The organism is Paenibacillus cineris (genome assembly GCF_018333335.1).
GTDB lineage: Bacteria > Bacillota > Bacilli > Paenibacillales > Paenibacillaceae > Paenibacillus_AQ > Paenibacillus_AQ favisporus.
Genome location: NZ_BORU01000001.1, coordinates 140,080 through 154,934 on the forward strand (window position 1 = coordinate 140,080; position 14,855 = coordinate 154,934).

The window sequence follows — 14,855 nt, forward strand, 5'->3', positions numbered from 1 at the left end:
TTTATTTGGAATTCAGGGCGATTTTCTCGATCAATTCTTCACCTTCGTTCCGCACGTTTCCGACCGATCTCGACACGGGATAGGAGCACATGTCCTCTGCCTCGTAAGGCCGCAGCAGCCCCTGCAGCAAGTCCTTATCGGACACGCCGGGATCCAGCCAGATGTTCAGCTCTTCCTCACCAAGAATAACGGGCATACGGTCGTGGACCTTCTTCGTAAGGGAATTCGGCTTTGTCGTTATGATGGTGCAGCTCGTGAACAGTTCGCCCTCAGGGCTTTTCCAATCATCGTACAGGCCGGCAAAAGCAAACACGTCTCTCGATTTCACCCGGAACCGGTAGGGCTGCTTATGCTCGCCTTCATGAGTCCACTCGTAAAATCCGTCTGCCAACACGGCCATTCGTTTCTCAGGAAAAGCTGACCGAAATGCCGGCTTGCTGTCAATCGACTCCGCACGGGCATTAAACGTATGGTAAGCCATCCTTTTCGTCTTGGCCCAGAACGGAAGCAGCCCCCAGTGAAACCCCTGCAATATCCGCTTTCCGTGATCGCTTCGAACGCCAGCAACCGTTTGGGTCGGGGCTATATTATACCGTGGAGTTATTTCATACTGGACATCATCGATGCCAAATGGCTGGATGAGATCCTCTTCTTCAACCGCCAATGTATACCGTCCGCACATGTCATGTCCTCCTTACTTCATCTCCGTTTTCTTTTATTACCCAAAAAATGAGTGCGGCACAAAATGAAACGAAGATACCGCGGCGGCGTATTATAGATCATTCAAACAGAAATGAGGTTAACGCCAATGCGTTATTTATTATGCTTCCTTCCGCCGCTGGCCGTTCTGAGCTGCGGTAAATTGGGACAGTTCATCTTAAGCATCATCCTTACATGTATCGGCTACATTCCGGGCGTCATTCATGCGATGCTTGTGGTTCATTCATACAAAGAAGATCAAAGGGCGGATCGGATCGTACGGGCGATTCGGGAGCAGCATCGGTAAAACGAGGGTCATTCATATAATATAGAACTGGCGTCTGATATCAATTAAAGGTTCCCAAAGGTGGGGGCCTTTTCCCTTTATATAGGATTCAATTATGTTATTTTCACCCAGCTGTTTTTTATGGCAACAAAAATTAACATACAGCCCACTTTCCTGTATAATTAAGGAAAAATTGCGAGGTGGAACCCATGAAGCGTTTTTCCTTAGGGGATAAGATCCTGATTTTTTTCCTGCTCGGGTTGGCGGCACTGTTTATCATCAGTTTCTTTGTGGTGCGTTACATCATCCGGCATGTGTCGTTTGCTCCGTAAGCAGGCAGCCATTGATTTAAAAGGAGTGGCCCTATGAAAAATTTGAGGTACAATCAAATCGAACGTTATGCGGATAGATCCGCCTGGTTTTTGGATGTGCTGCTGTATCTCCCTCGGTTACTTATCAAATTGCTCAGCTGACTTGTTTATCCCGGAACGACGGCTGCGTGATCCCGTTCTATCCATAAAGGAGTCGATATATATGCCGGTGCTGATCATGGGAATCGTGCTCGCTGCGATGGACTGGTTTGCCAGAAAAAAGCCGGAGTTGTGGTGGCTTTTGAAGATTCAGCGAGGATTGGGATGCGGAGCTTAGCGAGGATCGGCGGTGGTACCTGAGCTTTGCCGGCATGATTCTTATGATCTTCGGTGGACTGCTGTGTTTGGCAGGTGTGTTCAGTATTTGAGAATGACAAAAACCCTCTCTGATTCCAGAGAGGGTTTTCCTCGTAAGCTAAGCAGCTTACAGTGTCAGGCCGCCATCCACAAGGACTATGGAGCCAACCATATAGCTTGACCGGTCGGAGGCAAGGAAGGAGACCGTTTCGGCCAATTCCTCCGGCTGCGCGTAGCGTCCGATCCGCATGTTGCTGACTTCTTCGGGCATATAGCCGCCCGCTTTGAACTGTTCTTCCACGCTTTGGGTCAGCGAGGTCTGTACGCCGCCAGGGCAGATGGCGTTGACCCGGATGCCCTTTTTCACGTATTCCATGGCTGCCGACTTCGTCAATCCGATCACGGCATGCTTGGTTGCCGAGTACACGGACACGCTGTGCTCGCTGCGGATGCCGGCTGTCGACGCCGTATTGATAATCGAACCGCTGCCTTGCTTCTCCATCACTTTAAGCACATATTTCAGCCCCAGGAAGGCACCCTTCATGTTAACGGCAACGAGGCGGTCGAACTCCGCTTCTTCCACGTCGGCCAGCAATGAAAATTTCTGGATGATGCCGGCATTGTTGAAAAAGGCATCGATCCGGCCATAGGTGTCCACGGCGGCATTGACGTAACGCTGCACGTCCTCGCTCTTGGATACGTCCGCCTGAACGAAAATGCCTTCGCCGCCCTGGTCCTGGACCATCCGCAGCGTTTCTTCGCCGGTTTCGCGGTTAAAATCGACCAGCACAACTTTGGCCCCGTTAGCGGCCATTTTTAAACTGCTGGCTCTGCCGATGCCGCTTCCGGCGCCGGTGACCAGCACGATTTTATTTTCCAATTCCATCGTACATTCCCCCTAATCGTTGATCTTGATCTGTTCATTGACCATTGTACGAGGGTTTGATCGGCAATTATTGTACTTTTCTACGCTTAATTGTATTATTTTAATGTAAAGAAACCGTTATCATTTATGCCGGCAAAAGGGGGGGCGTCATGCGGTTCGCATTGGAAGAAATCAAATACGTGTGCCACCATCTGCATGAGGCCCATGGCGTGTCTGTATTTTACGTCAACACCCGCGGGCAATTTGCATATGAAAGTCCCGCTGCGAGCATCCGCCAGAGCCCGTATTATGTTCCGCTTCAGGAGCAGATCAGGGAACATGCAGTAAACGGCGGGCAGAAGAAGATGCCGACCTTTTTTTCCATCAACAGGCTGCATTTTTTTCGAATCGGCCTGCAGCATGAAGAAGCAGCCTTGGGGCAAATGGTGATTGGGCCCTGTCTCGACGCCGGCCTGGACGAAACGCAAATCGATTACATTACGGAGCTGATGCACGAATTTTCCAATGTCCGGGTGCTGATTGAGTTTTACCAATCCCTGCCCGTTATTGGCCCGGAGCGTTTTCGTTCCATGAGCCTGTTGGTTTACAGCCTGCTCTACCAGGAATGGTTGGACCCGGCACAGATCGTTGAGATCAGCGGTGAGCAGCTACCGAAGAATCAGCAGCCGCATACGCCGGATCTGGAGATTTCGCGGGAACGGATGAACCTGATTTCCCATACCAACCTTTCGCATGAGCGGGTGCTGCTGGATTATGTCCGCAAGGGACGCATCGATAAGGTCCAGGACGTTGTCCGTTATTCGCTGATCGGCGAAGACGAGCTGGGCAAGCTGTCCAGACGCAGCCGGATCCGCAGCGAGAAAAACCTGATGATCACCGGCGTGGCCTTGATCTGCCGGGCGGCGATTGAAGGCGGGCTGAACGAGGAGACGGCCTTTACGCTGAGCGATTACTATATTCAGCAGCTGGAGGAGCAGGAAAGCCTGCAGGCGATATCCAAGGTGATGACCGAGGCGGTTTTCGCGTTTACGGAACGGGTGTCCAAGGTTAAGGAGCAGCAGTATTCGTCGACGATTACGGCCTGCCAGCACTATATTTCCGACCACCTCTACGACGACATTACACTTGAGCAGCTGGCGAAGCTGACCTATTTGAGCCCCAACTACTTATCCAGCCTGTTTAAGAAAAAAGTAGGCATCTCCATCAGCGAATATATCCAGCGCGAAAGAATTGACGAGGCGAAAAAGCTGCTGATGCTGACGAAATACAAGGTTTCGGACATCTGCTCATGGTTGAACTTTAACGATCAGAGTTACTTCAACAGGGTGTTTAAAAAAATGACCGGCGTGACGCCAAAACGGTACCGGGAGGAGGGCTCAGCCGGGCGAGCGGCGGAAAAACGAGAAGAACCAGAAGAACCAGAAGAACCGAAAGAACCGAAAGAACCGAAAGAACCGAAAGAACCAAAAGAACCAAAACCGGAATAACCAGAAGAACCGAAGTTCCCTGTTTAACACGGATACCCGGATCTCAAGTTCCTTTGGCGATTCATAAGCTGCTGTCTAAGGACAACAATGAAAAGATAAACAAGCTTCCAGCAGGCGCGTCCTGCAGGAGGCTTGTTTTAATATTCCATGATTTGGCGGTTTGACAATTCGCTGCTTCCATCCTAGAATTATACCCATAGGGGTATACGTATAGTACCCCGATCAATGAGCAACACACATCCGGATCTTACTTTATAAGGGAGGTTTACAAGCATGGCGGATATATTGGTAAATGTCACCTTGGACTGCAAAGGTTTGTCCTGCCCGATGCCTATCGTCCGAACCAAAAAAGCAATGGACCAGCTTGAAGCGGGGCAGGTCATCGAGGTGTTGGCCACGGACCGGGGGTCTTTGGCGGACATGCAGGGCTGGGCCAAAAATACGGGCCACCAGTACCTAGGGACGCTCGAAGACGGGGATGTGCTGAAGCATTACCTGCGCAAATCCCGGCCGGAAGAGTTGAAGGAAGCGGCGAATTACCCGCACACCGCTACCAATGAAGAGCTTCAAAGCAAGCTTGCAGCGAGTGAGGACTTAGTCATTCTCGACGTGCGGGAGCCGGCTGAATATGCGTTCGGCCACATACCCGGGGCGGTATCCATTCCGCTGGGAGACCTGGAGGCGCGCCTTTCGGAGTTGGATCCTGAAGACAGCATTCATGTGGTATGCCGCACAGGATCGCGCAGCGATCTGGCATGTCATCTTCTCACCGAACATGGATTTCAGCATGTAAGCAACGTCGTGCCCGGCATGTCCGCATGGACGGGACCGATTGAAAATCAATAGAACCAAAACCAAAAACCAAATTCAATATTTTACGGAGGTATGATCCATGAGTACAAAAGTAGCGATTATTGCCAGCAACGGCGGACTGTTCGATGCCTATAAAGTGTTTAACATTGCCACGGCGGCTGCAGCCACCGAGGCGGAGGTAGCCATCTTCTTTACTTTCGAAGGCTTGAATCTGATTCACAAGCAGGCCCACCAACAGCTGCCACTGCCGGCCGGACGCGAGCATTTCGCCGAAGGGTTCCAGAAGGCTAACGTTCCGGGCATTCCGGAACTGGTCGCGATGGCGCAGGAGCTTGGCGTCCGGATGATCGGCTGCCAAATGACGATGGACGTCATGAATTTGACGAAGGAAGACTTTATCGACGGGATTGAAGTCGGCGGAGCGGTGACCTTTCTCGACTTTGCCAAGGATGCTAACGTCACCTTATCTTTCTGACAAGGAGGAAACTTTGATATGACAGCTTCAGTGAATACGAATCCAGGCGTCATGACAGCCAAGGAGCTGACACGGCGGATTCTGGCCAAGGAAGAACTGTTGATTTTAGACGTGCGCAATGAGAGTGACTTTAACGACTGGAAGATCGAAGGGGAGCGGATAGAAATCGTCAACATCCCGTACTTCGAACTGCTGGACGGTGTTGATGAAGCCCTTGCCCGGCTGCCTGAAGGCAAAGAGGTTCTCGTCGTGTGCGCCAAGGAGGGATCCTCCCAATTCGTCGCTGAACAGCTGGCTGAAGCGGGCAGAACCGGCGTGTCCTACCTGGAAGGCGGCATGAAATCCTGGAGCGAGCATTTGGAACCGGTCCAGATCGCCGAACTGAACGGCGGGGGTGCGCTGTATCAGTTCGTGCGGATCGGCAAAGGCTGCCTGTCTTATATGGTGGTTTCCGGCGGCGAAGCTGCCGTTATCGATACGCCGCGCATGACCGGCATCCTGGAAAGCTTTGCAGGCGAACTGGGGGCGGTGATCAAGCATACGCTGGACACGCATCTGCATGCCGACCACATTTCCGGCGGAAAAGCGTTAGCCGAACGCACCGGAGCGGCCTACTGGCTGCCGCCGAAAGATGCGGAGGAGGTTACCTTCTCCTATGAGCGTCTGGAGGAAGGCCGGGAAATTAACGTGGGAAGCACCACTATCGCAATCGAGCCGGTGTATTCCCCGGGGCATACGATTGGAAGCACGTCATTGATTATCGATGGGAAGTATCTGCTGACCGGCGATATTTTATTCGTCGAATCCATCGGCCGTCCAGACCTGGCGGGCCAGGCGGAGGATTGGGTGGACGACTTGCGGAGCACGCTGTATAACCGGTACAAAGGGCTGTCCGAGGACTTGATCGTCCTGCCGGCGCATTTCGGCAAAATCTCCGAGCTTGGAGAGGATGGGAAGGTTATGGCCCGGCTGGCGGACCTGTTCCGTCACAATCCGGGGCTGAACATTCAGGACGAGGAATCGTTCCGGCGCACCGTTACGGAAAATCTCCCGCCGCAGCCTCATGCATACCAGGAGATCCGGCAGGCAAACATGGGCAAAATCCATCCGACCGAAGAAGAGCAGCGTGAGATGGAGATCGGGCCGAACCGCTGTGCGGTTCATGACAAGTAACCAGCGTACGAAATGCGCTACAGCCTGTTTTCACTAAGGATGCTTAGGGAGGAGAAAGGAGGGAGGACGCCATGGCGGATATGATGCTCTACGCTGTCATGCTGCTGCTGGGGCTCGTCGGATCGTTCTTCTCCGGACTGCTCGGCATCGGCGGGGCGATCATCAATTTTCCCCTGCTGCTGTATGTTCCGCCTATGCTGGGATTGCCGTCGTTCTCCGCGCACGAGGTTTCCGCGATCAGCATGTTCCAGGTTTTCTTCTCTTCACTGGCCGGCGTGCTGGCGTACCGTTCGAAACCGGATCCGAAAGGAGCGGCGGTGCACAAAGGCCTCGTCATGTATATGGGGGGAGGCATTCTGGCCGGCAGCCTGCTCGGCGGACTGGCCTCCGGAACGATGGACGGGACGGTTATCAACGTGATTTACGGCATTTTGGCGGTACTTGCCGTCGTCCTCATGCTCATTCCGAACCGGGGAACGGAGAACCGGTCTGAACCGCTGACGTTTAACAAAACCGTAGCCGTCATTGCGGCTTTTCTGGTCGGTGCTGTTTCCGGCATCGTGGGTGCGGGCGGATCGTTTATTCTGATTCCGATCATGCTGACGGTGCTGCGCATTCCAACCCGGACGACGATCGCCTCCTCGCTGGCCATCGTGCTGATTTCGGCGGTCGGCGGGGTCATCGGCAAAATCGCTGGCGGGGGCATTCCGCTCGGACCGACCGTCTTTACCGTCCTTGGCAGCCTGATCGGGGCTCCGCTCGGATCGAGAATCAGCTCCAGGATGAACGTGACATTTTTACGGTATGCGCTGGTAGTGTTAATCGCCTTCACAGCTGTGAAAATATGGGCGTCCCTGCTGTGAGAAAGATCGGGTGGAATAAATTTCAGTGCGGCAGCGGGATCCGTACCCGTGTAGTTTTGTTTTTTTTTGCTCTATAATATACCCATACCGGTATATCGTTAGAAAAGGTGGGATCCTGACATGGATTACAATTACACGGATGAAATGAAAACACGTCTGCGCCGCATCGAAGGGCAGATCCGGGGCGTTCTGCGCCTCATGGATGAAGGAAAATCATGCAAGGAGGTCGTCTCCCAATTGTCCGCTGTGCGCAACGCCTCGGATAAAGCGATCGCCCAGATCGTTGCAGAGAATCTGCAGCAGTGCATTTTGGCGGAGCAGGCGGCCGGGAATATGGACACCGGAAAAATGGTGAAGGAAGCCGTGGAGCTGCTGGTGAAAAGCCGGTAAACCCTGGCATTTGACAACCCCGGTGGAAATCAATATACTTTGCTTATCCATTTGAATATTCGGAATATACGCGGAAAGAGCGAAGTAGCGGGAAGTCCCTGTTCTCAGAAAGCCGGGGGTCGATGCGACCCGGCAGCACACGGTCCTGACGAATTACACTCTGGAGTATCTTGGGTAATGCCAAGCGGAATGGCCAACGTTACATGCGCCGTCGAGTGGTGCAGCATGCCTTGAATGAGGCGGCCCTGCGCAATGTGGGTGGTAACACGGTTATTACAATCGTCCCTTAGGTCTGTTTCAGGCCGGGGGGCGATTTTTTGCGTTTTCCGGCTTCATGAGGAATCCTTGCATCCGGGAGAAACAAGCCCGCCTCGATCCATGTATAACCGATTTTTAGCCCCATATATCATGAACAAGCAAAGGAGCTGGACAAGGAAATGAACATTATTGACGAACTGGAATGGCGCGAGGCCATTAACCAACAGACGGACGCGGAGGGACTCCGCCAATTGACGGAGGAGAAATCGATCTCCCTGTACTGCGGCGTCGACCCGACCGGGGACAGCATGCACATCGGGCACCTGATCCCGTTCATGATGCTGAAACGGTTCCAGCTGGCCGGACACCGGCCGGTCATTTTGATCGGCGGCGCCACCGGAACGATCGGTGATCCGAGCGGACGCCAGTCCGAACGCACGCTGCAGACGATGGAACAGGTGCAGGCGAACGTGGACGCCCTGACCGCCCAAATGAAGAAGCTGTTCCTGACCGAAGGCGACAACCAGCTGCGCATGGTGAATAACTACGACTGGACGCATCAGCTGAACGTCATTGATTTTCTCCGCGATTACGGGAAAAATTTCAGCATTAACACGATGCTGGCCAAGGATATCGTCGCCAACCGGCTCGAAACCGGTATTTCGTACACGGAATTTTCCTACCAAATTCTGCAGTCGATGGACTTCCTGCACCTGTATCGGGAAGAGGACGTCCAGCTGCAGATCGGCGGCTCCGACCAATGGGGCAACATTACGAGCGGCCTGGATCTGATCCGGAAAAAGGAAGGCCCGGAAGCGAAAGCATTTGGCCTGACCATTCCGCTCATGCTGAAAGCGGACGGTACGAAATTCGGTAAAACCGCCGGCGGCGCGATTTGGCTCGATCCGAAGAAAACGACGCCGTACGAGTTCTACCAGTTCTGGGCGAACACGGACGACCGCGACGTCGTCAAGTACCTGAAGTACTTCACCTTCCTGGACAAAGAAGCGATCGACGCTTTGGCGGAAAAGGTGCAGACCGAGCCGCACAAACGCGAAGCACAGATTACGCTGGCCGAGGAAATGACCCGGTTCGTCCATGGCGAAGAAATGCTGGCCCAAGCTAAAAAGATCACCGCTGCGCTCTTCAGCGGCGACATCAAGTCGCTCACCGCGGACGAAATCGAGCAGGGCTTCAAGGAAATGCCGACGTTTGAAGCTTCGAAGGAGTCCAAGAACATCATCGACTGGCTCGTCGAGATCGGCATCGAGCCGTCCAAGCGCCAAGCGCGCGAGGATCTGAATTCGGGAGCCATCTCCATGAACGGTGAGCGCGTCACCGACACAGAACTTGAAGTAAGCGCCGACCATGCCATCGAAGGCCGGTTCATTATCATCCGCAAAGGCAAGAAAAAATACCATCTCGTGAAGCTGTCCTAGTCTCCGGACGTTTTTGTCGGAGTCAGAACTGCATTAGAACGTCAAACGGGATCTATCACAAAAAAGGCTTTCCTGCCGTCCATGGGGACGAAGGGAAAGCCTTTTTGCCGTACATTCCGAACTACGTGAACGGGAGTCGCCGTAAGCGGCAGAGGGGCTGGGTTATGCTTTTTCCTCAACCGGACGCTCAACGTGAAGCGGTGGAGGAACGAGCCAGCCCTTTTCCTTGTTCATGCGCAAAATCCGCACGCCGAGGGCGGTCTTAGTCGTATGGTATTTGGCGAATAATGCGCCGATATCCTCGCGGATGGACATGCCCATAATCGCGCTGCAGGCAGCCAGTCCCGCAGCGGTGTCGGCTGCCAGCTTGGCGCCGATTTCCTGGTCCATAAAGCGGGCCCCTGGCGGTATGTCTTCCAGATTGACGGCCGGTCTGTCGGCCATAATCGGCGCCGGGACGACGCCGTTGTCGGTCAGCAGCTTGTCGCATTCCTTGATTTCGGTCTTGGCTTGGTCGATCAGGTCCTCAAGAATTTGTTTGAGGTCTTTGTCTCCGGCATGGTTCAGGTATACCTGATAGCAGGAAACGAGTCCTTTGGCCATCATGGAAACTTCCCATAAATTGAAGACTTCGCCATAATGCATCGGCTGGTGTTTCGGATTTCCGTCGAGAATACCCATCGATTTCATTCTCTCCTTAGTTTTAGGTAGGGCAGTACCGTTACATTATGAGCAATTCCCTTCGGTTTCATGTACGCAGCTGAAGCTTGTAGCTCCGCAACCGGATTGCATATCACGAGTCGCCGGACCGCGTTCCGATGACCGACTGGCACGATACCGAACCGACCGGCCGATGAGTTTTCAGCACGGAGCGTCGTTGGCAGATTGTATATCAAGCAGCTGAAGGATCAGGGGGGGTCGCGCTAACTTTTCGGCCAAGTTGAGTGTAAGCCCTTTAATTATGTGTGCTCCCATTGTAAAATGGTGGACAAAACCATATGACAAGGGGACGATCGAATGAGCACAGCAGCAAGCAGACTGCCTGACAGCAAGCAGCGCATACCACTATGGGAGGATGTTCCGCTGGGACAAGGCGGGCCGGAGAACGAGGGCTGCCCCAGCATTACGCCTTACCTGCTTGAAGGAGAAGGCCCTTTCCCGATGATGGTGGTATGCCCGGGAGGCGGTTACGTCATGCGCGCAGACCATGAAGGCGAACCGATCGCCTTGTGGCTGAACAGCATCGGGGTGTCGGCGGTTGTCCTGAACTACCGCGTGTCGCCGAACCGTCACCCGGTTCCGCTGGGAGACGCCCAGCGGGCGATCCGCACGGTGCGAAGCCTCGCGGCCGATTGGAACATCGATCCGGCACGGGTAGGCATTTTGGGCTTTTCCGCCGGTGGGCACTTGGCGTCCACCGCTGGTACCCATTTTGATGCAGGCCAGGCGGATGCGGAAGATCCGGTCGAGCGCGAGAGCAGCCGTCCCGACCTGCAGGTGCTGTGCTATCCGGTTATCAGCTTCGGGCCATATACCCACGAAGGCAGCAAGTATTCGCTCCTCGGGGAAGAGCCGGACGCGGAACTGGTCCAATATTTGTCCAACGAGACGCGGGTCACGCCGGATACGCCGCCGGCCTTTATTTGGCATACGGCTGATGACGGGGCCGTTCCTGCGGAGAACAGCCTGCTCTTCGCCCTCGCTTTAAGCCGCGAGAAGATTCCTTATGCGCTGCACGTGTTCGAGGCCGGACGCCACGGACTTGGGCTCGCGGAGGAAGAAGAGGCCGTCAAGGCATGGCCGGACTTGTGCGCGACCTGGCTGAGAGAACGGCACTTCATACAATAATGCTATCACCCGAAAGAAAGGGACGACGCTTATGGAGCGGACGTCCCTTCTTGCCGTTAAGGAGGGGATAAGCACTTCCATCCCCTCCAAGGCATACGCTGGTTACGAACGAGTTGAATTGAAAACCCCCAGGAGGATGATACAGAAGTGATGACCCGTACTTTTGGCATCGGAAACTCGGGCAGGGGATGGGTATGAACACCACGCTCGGCCTAATGTCTGCCAAGACGGCCGGAAGGTCCCATTTTCTTCCTTACGTTGAGGCAGCGAATGAGGCAGGTTTCAAACGGTTGATTCTTTTTGCGCCTGAAGATGTGAACTTGGCCCGGCGAAAAATTACCGGTTACACTTATCAAAAGCATAAATGGGTGCGTACGGTACAGGGATTTCCGGATCTCATTTATGATATAGGCCATTACAGGACGATCCGCGGTTACCAGCAAGCGGAAGAAATCAAATCCTTCAGCCGGCTGCCCTTTCTTGGGGACTGGCTTGGAAATAAGTGGGTCGTCTATCAGGGACTGAAGGCGTCTCCGGAAATCGCGGAGCATTTGGTGGAGACGGAGCTGCTGATTCGGGCGGCCGACGGGATTTCCATGCTGGAGCAGCACAAAGCGCTCATGCTGAAACCGGTCAGCGGAGAATCGGGTACCGGGATCAAACGGATCAGTCTTCGCAAGGACATGCTGATTATTGAGGAAGACGGGGGCGTATGCCGCGGCATTAAGGTGGAATCGGCAGGGAGATATTTAGATCAGCTGGCCGCCAAAGGTTATATGATGCAGCCGGCGCTCGATTTGCGCGTGAACAGCCGAAACCCCTGGGACTGCCGTGCGCTGATTCAGAAAGATGGGCTGGGCAGCTGGAGCTTTACCGGGCTCGTCGTCCATGTAGGACAGACAAGCCGTCTGACGACGCATCCGGAGCACGGCGGGCAAACGTTGGAGGGGTATCCCTTTTTAGCCAAAAGATTTGGGGAGGAGGAAGCGAAGAGGCTGTACGAACAGATAAGGGACCTGTCCCGGCGGGTAGCGGAGCAGCTGGAGCTATACTACAACCGGAGCTTTGCCGAATTGGGCGTCGACTTGGCCATAGGCGAAGATCGGTCCCTCTATATTCTGGAAGTGAACCATAAGCCGGGCAAGCCGTTCATGCGAACGGAGCGCGACCTCGAACTTTATTTGAAAAGCATCCGGGTGCCGTTCCAATACGCGGCTTATTTGGCTCATACGCAAGCTGCGGTTATTCCGGCGGCACCTCCATGGTCGCGGGATACGTCCGGATGCTCCAGAGCGGAGCTCATCGAACAGATCATCCAGGACGGCATGGCATTCTACCGGACTCCATACCGGTTCGGAGCGGTGCCCTGGTCCATCGACGCGTTCGATTGCAGCTCGTTCATGCAATTTATTTTTGCCAGAAACGGTCTGCTGCTGCCGCGTACGTCCAGACAGCAAAGCCTCCTGGGATATGACGTGGCCAGAAAGAACCTGCAGCGGGGCGATCTGCTGTTCTTTTCCGTCCACTCCCGGACGCATAAAAAAGGGCTGGAACGAATCGGCCATGTCGGCATTTATCTTGGCGGCGGCCGGTTCCTTCATTCCTGCAAAGCGGGAGGCGTCGTGGTCACGGAGCTTTCGGATCCGTATTGGAACCGGCTGTATATTAAGGGCCGCCGGGTGATTGAAGAGGATGGCTGCTCGTAGGCGGCGTCCTTTTTTCAGCATGTCCTTATCAATCGCAGAGGCGTGGGATATAATGGATTGTGCATGTCCCATATGATAAAGGAGGACTACCCGAATGAGTGTAAAGATATCGCCTTACATTGTAATGAATGGCAATTGTGCCGAGGCCGTTGCGTTTTATGAAAAAGTGCTGCAGGCCAAAAACCTGGGACTGTCCCGCTTCAGCGATATGCCGGATCCGGATCATCCGCTGCCGGATGAAGCCAAAGATCGCGTACTGCACGCCGCACTTGAATTTGACGGCAACACGCTGCTCTTCTCCGATACGTTTCCGGGAAATCCTTATCAGCTTGGGGATCAGTTGAGCATCGCCATTACATCAAATGACAGCGAGCGTCTCCAATCGGTCTTCGCCGGATTGTCGGATGGGGGACAGGTGCTGATGGAACTGCAGAAGACGTTCTGGAGCCCGGCCTTCGGCATGGTCCGGGACAAGTTCGGCATCACGTGGCAGGTCAGCACAGAGCAATAGGAATTAGTTCAGGCAGGTCGGTACGGACTGCGAATCCAGGCAGGCGCTTCTAAGACAATCTGCCAGTTGATTTTCGTCAATCAGAAACAAGCCACGGCACAACCGGAACGTTCCCTTCTTCATTCGAAGGGCAGCGGGAAAGAGGGCCGTGGCTTTTTTGGCTTGGTCTGAAACCTGACATCGCATGGAATCTTCCTGATTTATACATTCCGATGACAACATCCGCGAAAGTGTGATATCCTTGTGAAGGATGATACAAACCTGCTTTCCTGTATGTCGTTAACGATATCCATCATGGGAAAGTTTGTGAAAAATATCATTTGTTTGGCAATACGGCGTTTTCGCCCGAAAATTATACGAACCCATTTTTCATGGGCACATTATAAGGAAGGGAGCATGGTGCATGCTCAAACAGTTCATGAAAGCCTCACGCTTCGGAGTTGTACCGGTCATGCTAATTCCGGTCGCGCTGGGAGCGTTGGGGGCTTTTGTATGGAACGGCGTTTTTAACGTCTGGCTGTTTCTGATTACGCTCGTCGGCGCGGCGTCGGCCCACCTGTTCTCCAACATGGTGAACGACCTGTGGGATTACAAGAGCGGGACCGATACGGCTGCCAAAGAGGCCGTGGATGCGGTATCCACGAACTCGGGCTTTTTGACGGGCGGCGTATGGAGCATTCGCAAGTTTGCGGCGGTCACTTGGGCGCTGTTTGGCGTTGCCGCGGCTTGCGGAATTATATTGGCCGTATTCTCAGGGCCGTGGGCTTTCATTTTCGGCGCACTCGGCGGCTTGATCGCATACTTCTATGTGGCGCCGCCACTGAAGTTCGGATACCGGGGCAAAGGCTACTCGGAAGTCGCAATCCTGCTCTCGTTCGGCGTTCTCCCGGTCATGGGGGCCTATTATGTGCAAACCTCGCATTTGGATCTGCGGGCGCTGCTCTTGTCCCTGCCGATCGGCCTGTTAACTACGCTGATTCTGTTCAACCATCACTTTTTACACTGGCAGGCGGACCGCCAGGCCGGCAAACGCACGCTGGTCGTCGTGTGGGGCGAGCAAAGAGCGCTTGGCTTCTCCCGGTTCCTGCTGTTTCTGTCCGCGCTGATGCTCGTGGTCAGCGTCATTGCCGGGGCGCTTCCGGTGTACGGACTGCTGGCCCTGCCGGGCATGATTCCGCTGTACCAGGTGTACGGCAAGCTGAAGTCTCATAATAACAGCCATGCCTATATTCCGCTGATGGGAGCTTCGGTGAAATCGACCCAGCGGAGCGGGATCATTATGATTATATGTTTACTGATACAAGGCTTGATCTGACCTTACGGCCATATTGACTTAAGCGAGAAAGGAAGTTC

The 14,855-nt window shown here is 54.0% G+C and carries 16 protein-coding genes; 13 read left to right on the forward strand and 3 right to left on the reverse strand.

The features are described 5' to 3' along the window. Nucleotide 1 precedes the first annotated feature (1 nt). The gene (locus KI379_RS00820; protein WP_212982435.1) at nt 2-682 is read right to left on the reverse strand and encodes an SOS response-associated peptidase; all 681 of its coding nucleotides are present in this window, start codon (nt 680-682) and stop codon (nt 2-4) included. A gap of 126 nt (nt 683-808) precedes the next feature. Here KI379_RS00820 and KI379_RS00825 point away from each other — a divergent pair, with 126 nt between their 5' ends. Both KI379_RS00825 and KI379_RS34210 read left to right on the forward strand, forming a co-directional pair. Then, nucleotides 809-1,006 carry a YqaE/Pmp3 family membrane protein gene (locus KI379_RS00825; protein ID WP_076174899.1) on the forward strand — a complete coding sequence of 66 codons (198 nt, stop codon included), beginning with the start codon at nt 809-811 and terminating at the stop codon, nt 1,004-1,006. 188 nt (nt 1,007-1,194) lie between these two features. Next, nucleotides 1,195-1,317 (forward strand): hypothetical protein, encoded by a 123-nt coding sequence (locus KI379_RS34210; protein ID WP_260869427.1) that lies wholly within the window; start codon nt 1,195-1,197, stop codon nt 1,315-1,317. Between the two features lie 463 nt (nt 1,318-1,780). Here KI379_RS34210 and KI379_RS00830 read toward each other — a convergent pair whose 3' ends face one another. Then, complete coding sequence (locus tag KI379_RS00830; protein WP_212982437.1) at nt 1,781-2,539, reverse strand: SDR family NAD(P)-dependent oxidoreductase; 759 nt, start codon at nt 2,537-2,539, stop codon at nt 1,781-1,783. A 149-nt stretch (nt 2,540-2,688) separates the two neighbouring features. Here KI379_RS00830 and KI379_RS00835 point away from each other — a divergent pair, with 149 nt between their 5' ends. The 7 genes from KI379_RS00835 to tyrS all read left to right on the forward strand — a co-directional run bounded on the left by KI379_RS00835 (nt 2,689) and on the right by tyrS (nt 9,437). Continuing rightward, nucleotides 2,689-4,026, forward strand: coding sequence for a helix-turn-helix domain-containing protein (locus KI379_RS00835; protein ID WP_212982439.1), 1,338 nt, complete (start codon nt 2,689-2,691; stop codon nt 4,024-4,026). 273 nt (nt 4,027-4,299) lie between these two features. Next, nucleotides 4,300-4,872: a sulfurtransferase TusA family protein gene (locus tag KI379_RS00840; protein WP_212982441.1), complete on the forward strand. Its 573-nt coding sequence runs from the start codon at nt 4,300-4,302 to the stop codon at nt 4,870-4,872. Nucleotides 4,873-4,918: 46 nt separating this feature from the next. Beyond that, nucleotides 4,919-5,314, forward strand: coding sequence for a DsrE/DsrF/DrsH-like family protein (locus KI379_RS00845; protein ID WP_145946671.1), 396 nt, complete (start codon nt 4,919-4,921; stop codon nt 5,312-5,314). A gap of 18 nt (nt 5,315-5,332) precedes the next feature. Then, a complete protein-coding gene (locus KI379_RS00850; RefSeq protein WP_212982444.1) occupies nt 5,333-6,487 on the forward strand; it encodes an MBL fold metallo-hydrolase in 1,155 nt (384 codons plus the stop codon). 71 nt (nt 6,488-6,558) lie between these two features. Further along, a complete protein-coding gene (locus tag KI379_RS00855; protein ID WP_076174883.1) occupies nt 6,559-7,350 on the forward strand; it encodes a sulfite exporter TauE/SafE family protein in 792 nt (263 codons plus the stop codon). A gap of 120 nt (nt 7,351-7,470) precedes the next feature. Continuing rightward, a complete protein-coding gene (locus KI379_RS00860) occupies nt 7,471-7,740 on the forward strand; it encodes a metal-sensitive transcriptional regulator (RefSeq protein ID WP_076174880.1) in 270 nt (89 codons plus the stop codon). Nucleotides 7,741-8,177: 437 nt separating this feature from the next. After that, nucleotides 8,178-9,437: a tyrosine--tRNA ligase gene (gene tyrS, locus KI379_RS00865; protein WP_076174878.1), complete on the forward strand. Its 1,260-nt coding sequence runs from the start codon at nt 8,178-8,180 to the stop codon at nt 9,435-9,437. Nucleotides 9,438-9,599: 162 nt separating this feature from the next. Here tyrS and KI379_RS00870 read toward each other — a convergent pair whose 3' ends face one another. Continuing rightward, nucleotides 9,600-10,118: a DUF3231 family protein gene (locus KI379_RS00870; RefSeq protein WP_076174875.1), complete on the reverse strand. Its 519-nt coding sequence runs from the start codon at nt 10,116-10,118 to the stop codon at nt 9,600-9,602. 336 nt (nt 10,119-10,454) lie between these two features. On the opposite strand from KI379_RS00870, the gene KI379_RS00875 reads away from it, so the two are divergent. The 4 genes from KI379_RS00875 to KI379_RS00890 all read left to right on the forward strand — a co-directional run bounded on the left by KI379_RS00875 (nt 10,455) and on the right by KI379_RS00890 (nt 14,817). After that, nucleotides 10,455-11,285 (forward strand): alpha/beta hydrolase, encoded by an 831-nt coding sequence (locus KI379_RS00875; protein WP_212982446.1) that lies wholly within the window; start codon nt 10,455-10,457, stop codon nt 11,283-11,285. A gap of 194 nt (nt 11,286-11,479) precedes the next feature. After that, nucleotides 11,480-12,991, forward strand: coding sequence for a YheC/YheD family protein (locus KI379_RS00880; protein ID WP_212982448.1), 1,512 nt, complete (start codon nt 11,480-11,482; stop codon nt 12,989-12,991). Nucleotides 12,992-13,085: 94 nt separating this feature from the next. Beyond that, nucleotides 13,086-13,502 carry a VOC family protein gene (locus KI379_RS00885; protein WP_089549965.1) on the forward strand — a complete coding sequence of 139 codons (417 nt, stop codon included), beginning with the start codon at nt 13,086-13,088 and terminating at the stop codon, nt 13,500-13,502. Between the two features lie 403 nt (nt 13,503-13,905). Next, entirely contained in the window at nt 13,906-14,817 is a 912-nt protein-coding gene (locus KI379_RS00890) for a prenyltransferase (RefSeq protein ID WP_076174866.1), read from the forward strand. The last annotated feature ends 38 nt before the right edge of the window (nt 14,818-14,855 follow it).

Excerpts from the sequence above, each read along its gene's own strand:
- KI379_RS00820 (WP_212982435.1), bottom strand. The coding sequence starts at position 682 with ATGTGCGGACGGTATACATTGGCGGTTGAAGAAGAGGATCTCATCCAG.
- KI379_RS00825 (WP_076174899.1), top strand. The coding sequence starts at position 809 with ATGCGTTATTTATTATGCTTCCTTCCGCCGCTGGCCGTTCTGAGCTGC.
- KI379_RS34210 (WP_260869427.1), top strand. The coding sequence starts at position 1,195 with ATGAAGCGTTTTTCCTTAGGGGATAAGATCCTGATTTTTTTCCTGCTC.
- KI379_RS00830 (WP_212982437.1), bottom strand. The coding sequence starts at position 2,539 with ATGGAATTGGAAAATAAAATCGTGCTGGTCACCGGCGCCGGAAGCGGC.
- KI379_RS00835 (WP_212982439.1), top strand. The coding sequence starts at position 2,689 with ATGCGGTTCGCATTGGAAGAAATCAAATACGTGTGCCACCATCTGCAT.
- KI379_RS00840 (WP_212982441.1), top strand. The coding sequence starts at position 4,300 with ATGGCGGATATATTGGTAAATGTCACCTTGGACTGCAAAGGTTTGTCC.
- KI379_RS00845 (WP_145946671.1), top strand. The coding sequence starts at position 4,919 with ATGAGTACAAAAGTAGCGATTATTGCCAGCAACGGCGGACTGTTCGAT.
- KI379_RS00850 (WP_212982444.1), top strand. The coding sequence starts at position 5,333 with ATGACAGCTTCAGTGAATACGAATCCAGGCGTCATGACAGCCAAGGAG.
- KI379_RS00855 (WP_076174883.1), top strand. The coding sequence starts at position 6,559 with ATGGCGGATATGATGCTCTACGCTGTCATGCTGCTGCTGGGGCTCGTC.
- KI379_RS00860 (WP_076174880.1), top strand. The coding sequence starts at position 7,471 with ATGGATTACAATTACACGGATGAAATGAAAACACGTCTGCGCCGCATC.
- tyrS (WP_076174878.1), top strand. The coding sequence starts at position 8,178 with ATGAACATTATTGACGAACTGGAATGGCGCGAGGCCATTAACCAACAG.
- KI379_RS00870 (WP_076174875.1), bottom strand. The coding sequence starts at position 10,118 with ATGGGTATTCTCGACGGAAATCCGAAACACCAGCCGATGCATTATGGC.
- KI379_RS00875 (WP_212982446.1), top strand. The coding sequence starts at position 10,455 with ATGAGCACAGCAGCAAGCAGACTGCCTGACAGCAAGCAGCGCATACCA.
- KI379_RS00880 (WP_212982448.1), top strand. The coding sequence starts at position 11,480 with ATGAACACCACGCTCGGCCTAATGTCTGCCAAGACGGCCGGAAGGTCC.
- KI379_RS00885 (WP_089549965.1), top strand. The coding sequence starts at position 13,086 with ATGAGTGTAAAGATATCGCCTTACATTGTAATGAATGGCAATTGTGCC.
- KI379_RS00890 (WP_076174866.1), top strand. The coding sequence starts at position 13,906 with ATGCTCAAACAGTTCATGAAAGCCTCACGCTTCGGAGTTGTACCGGTC.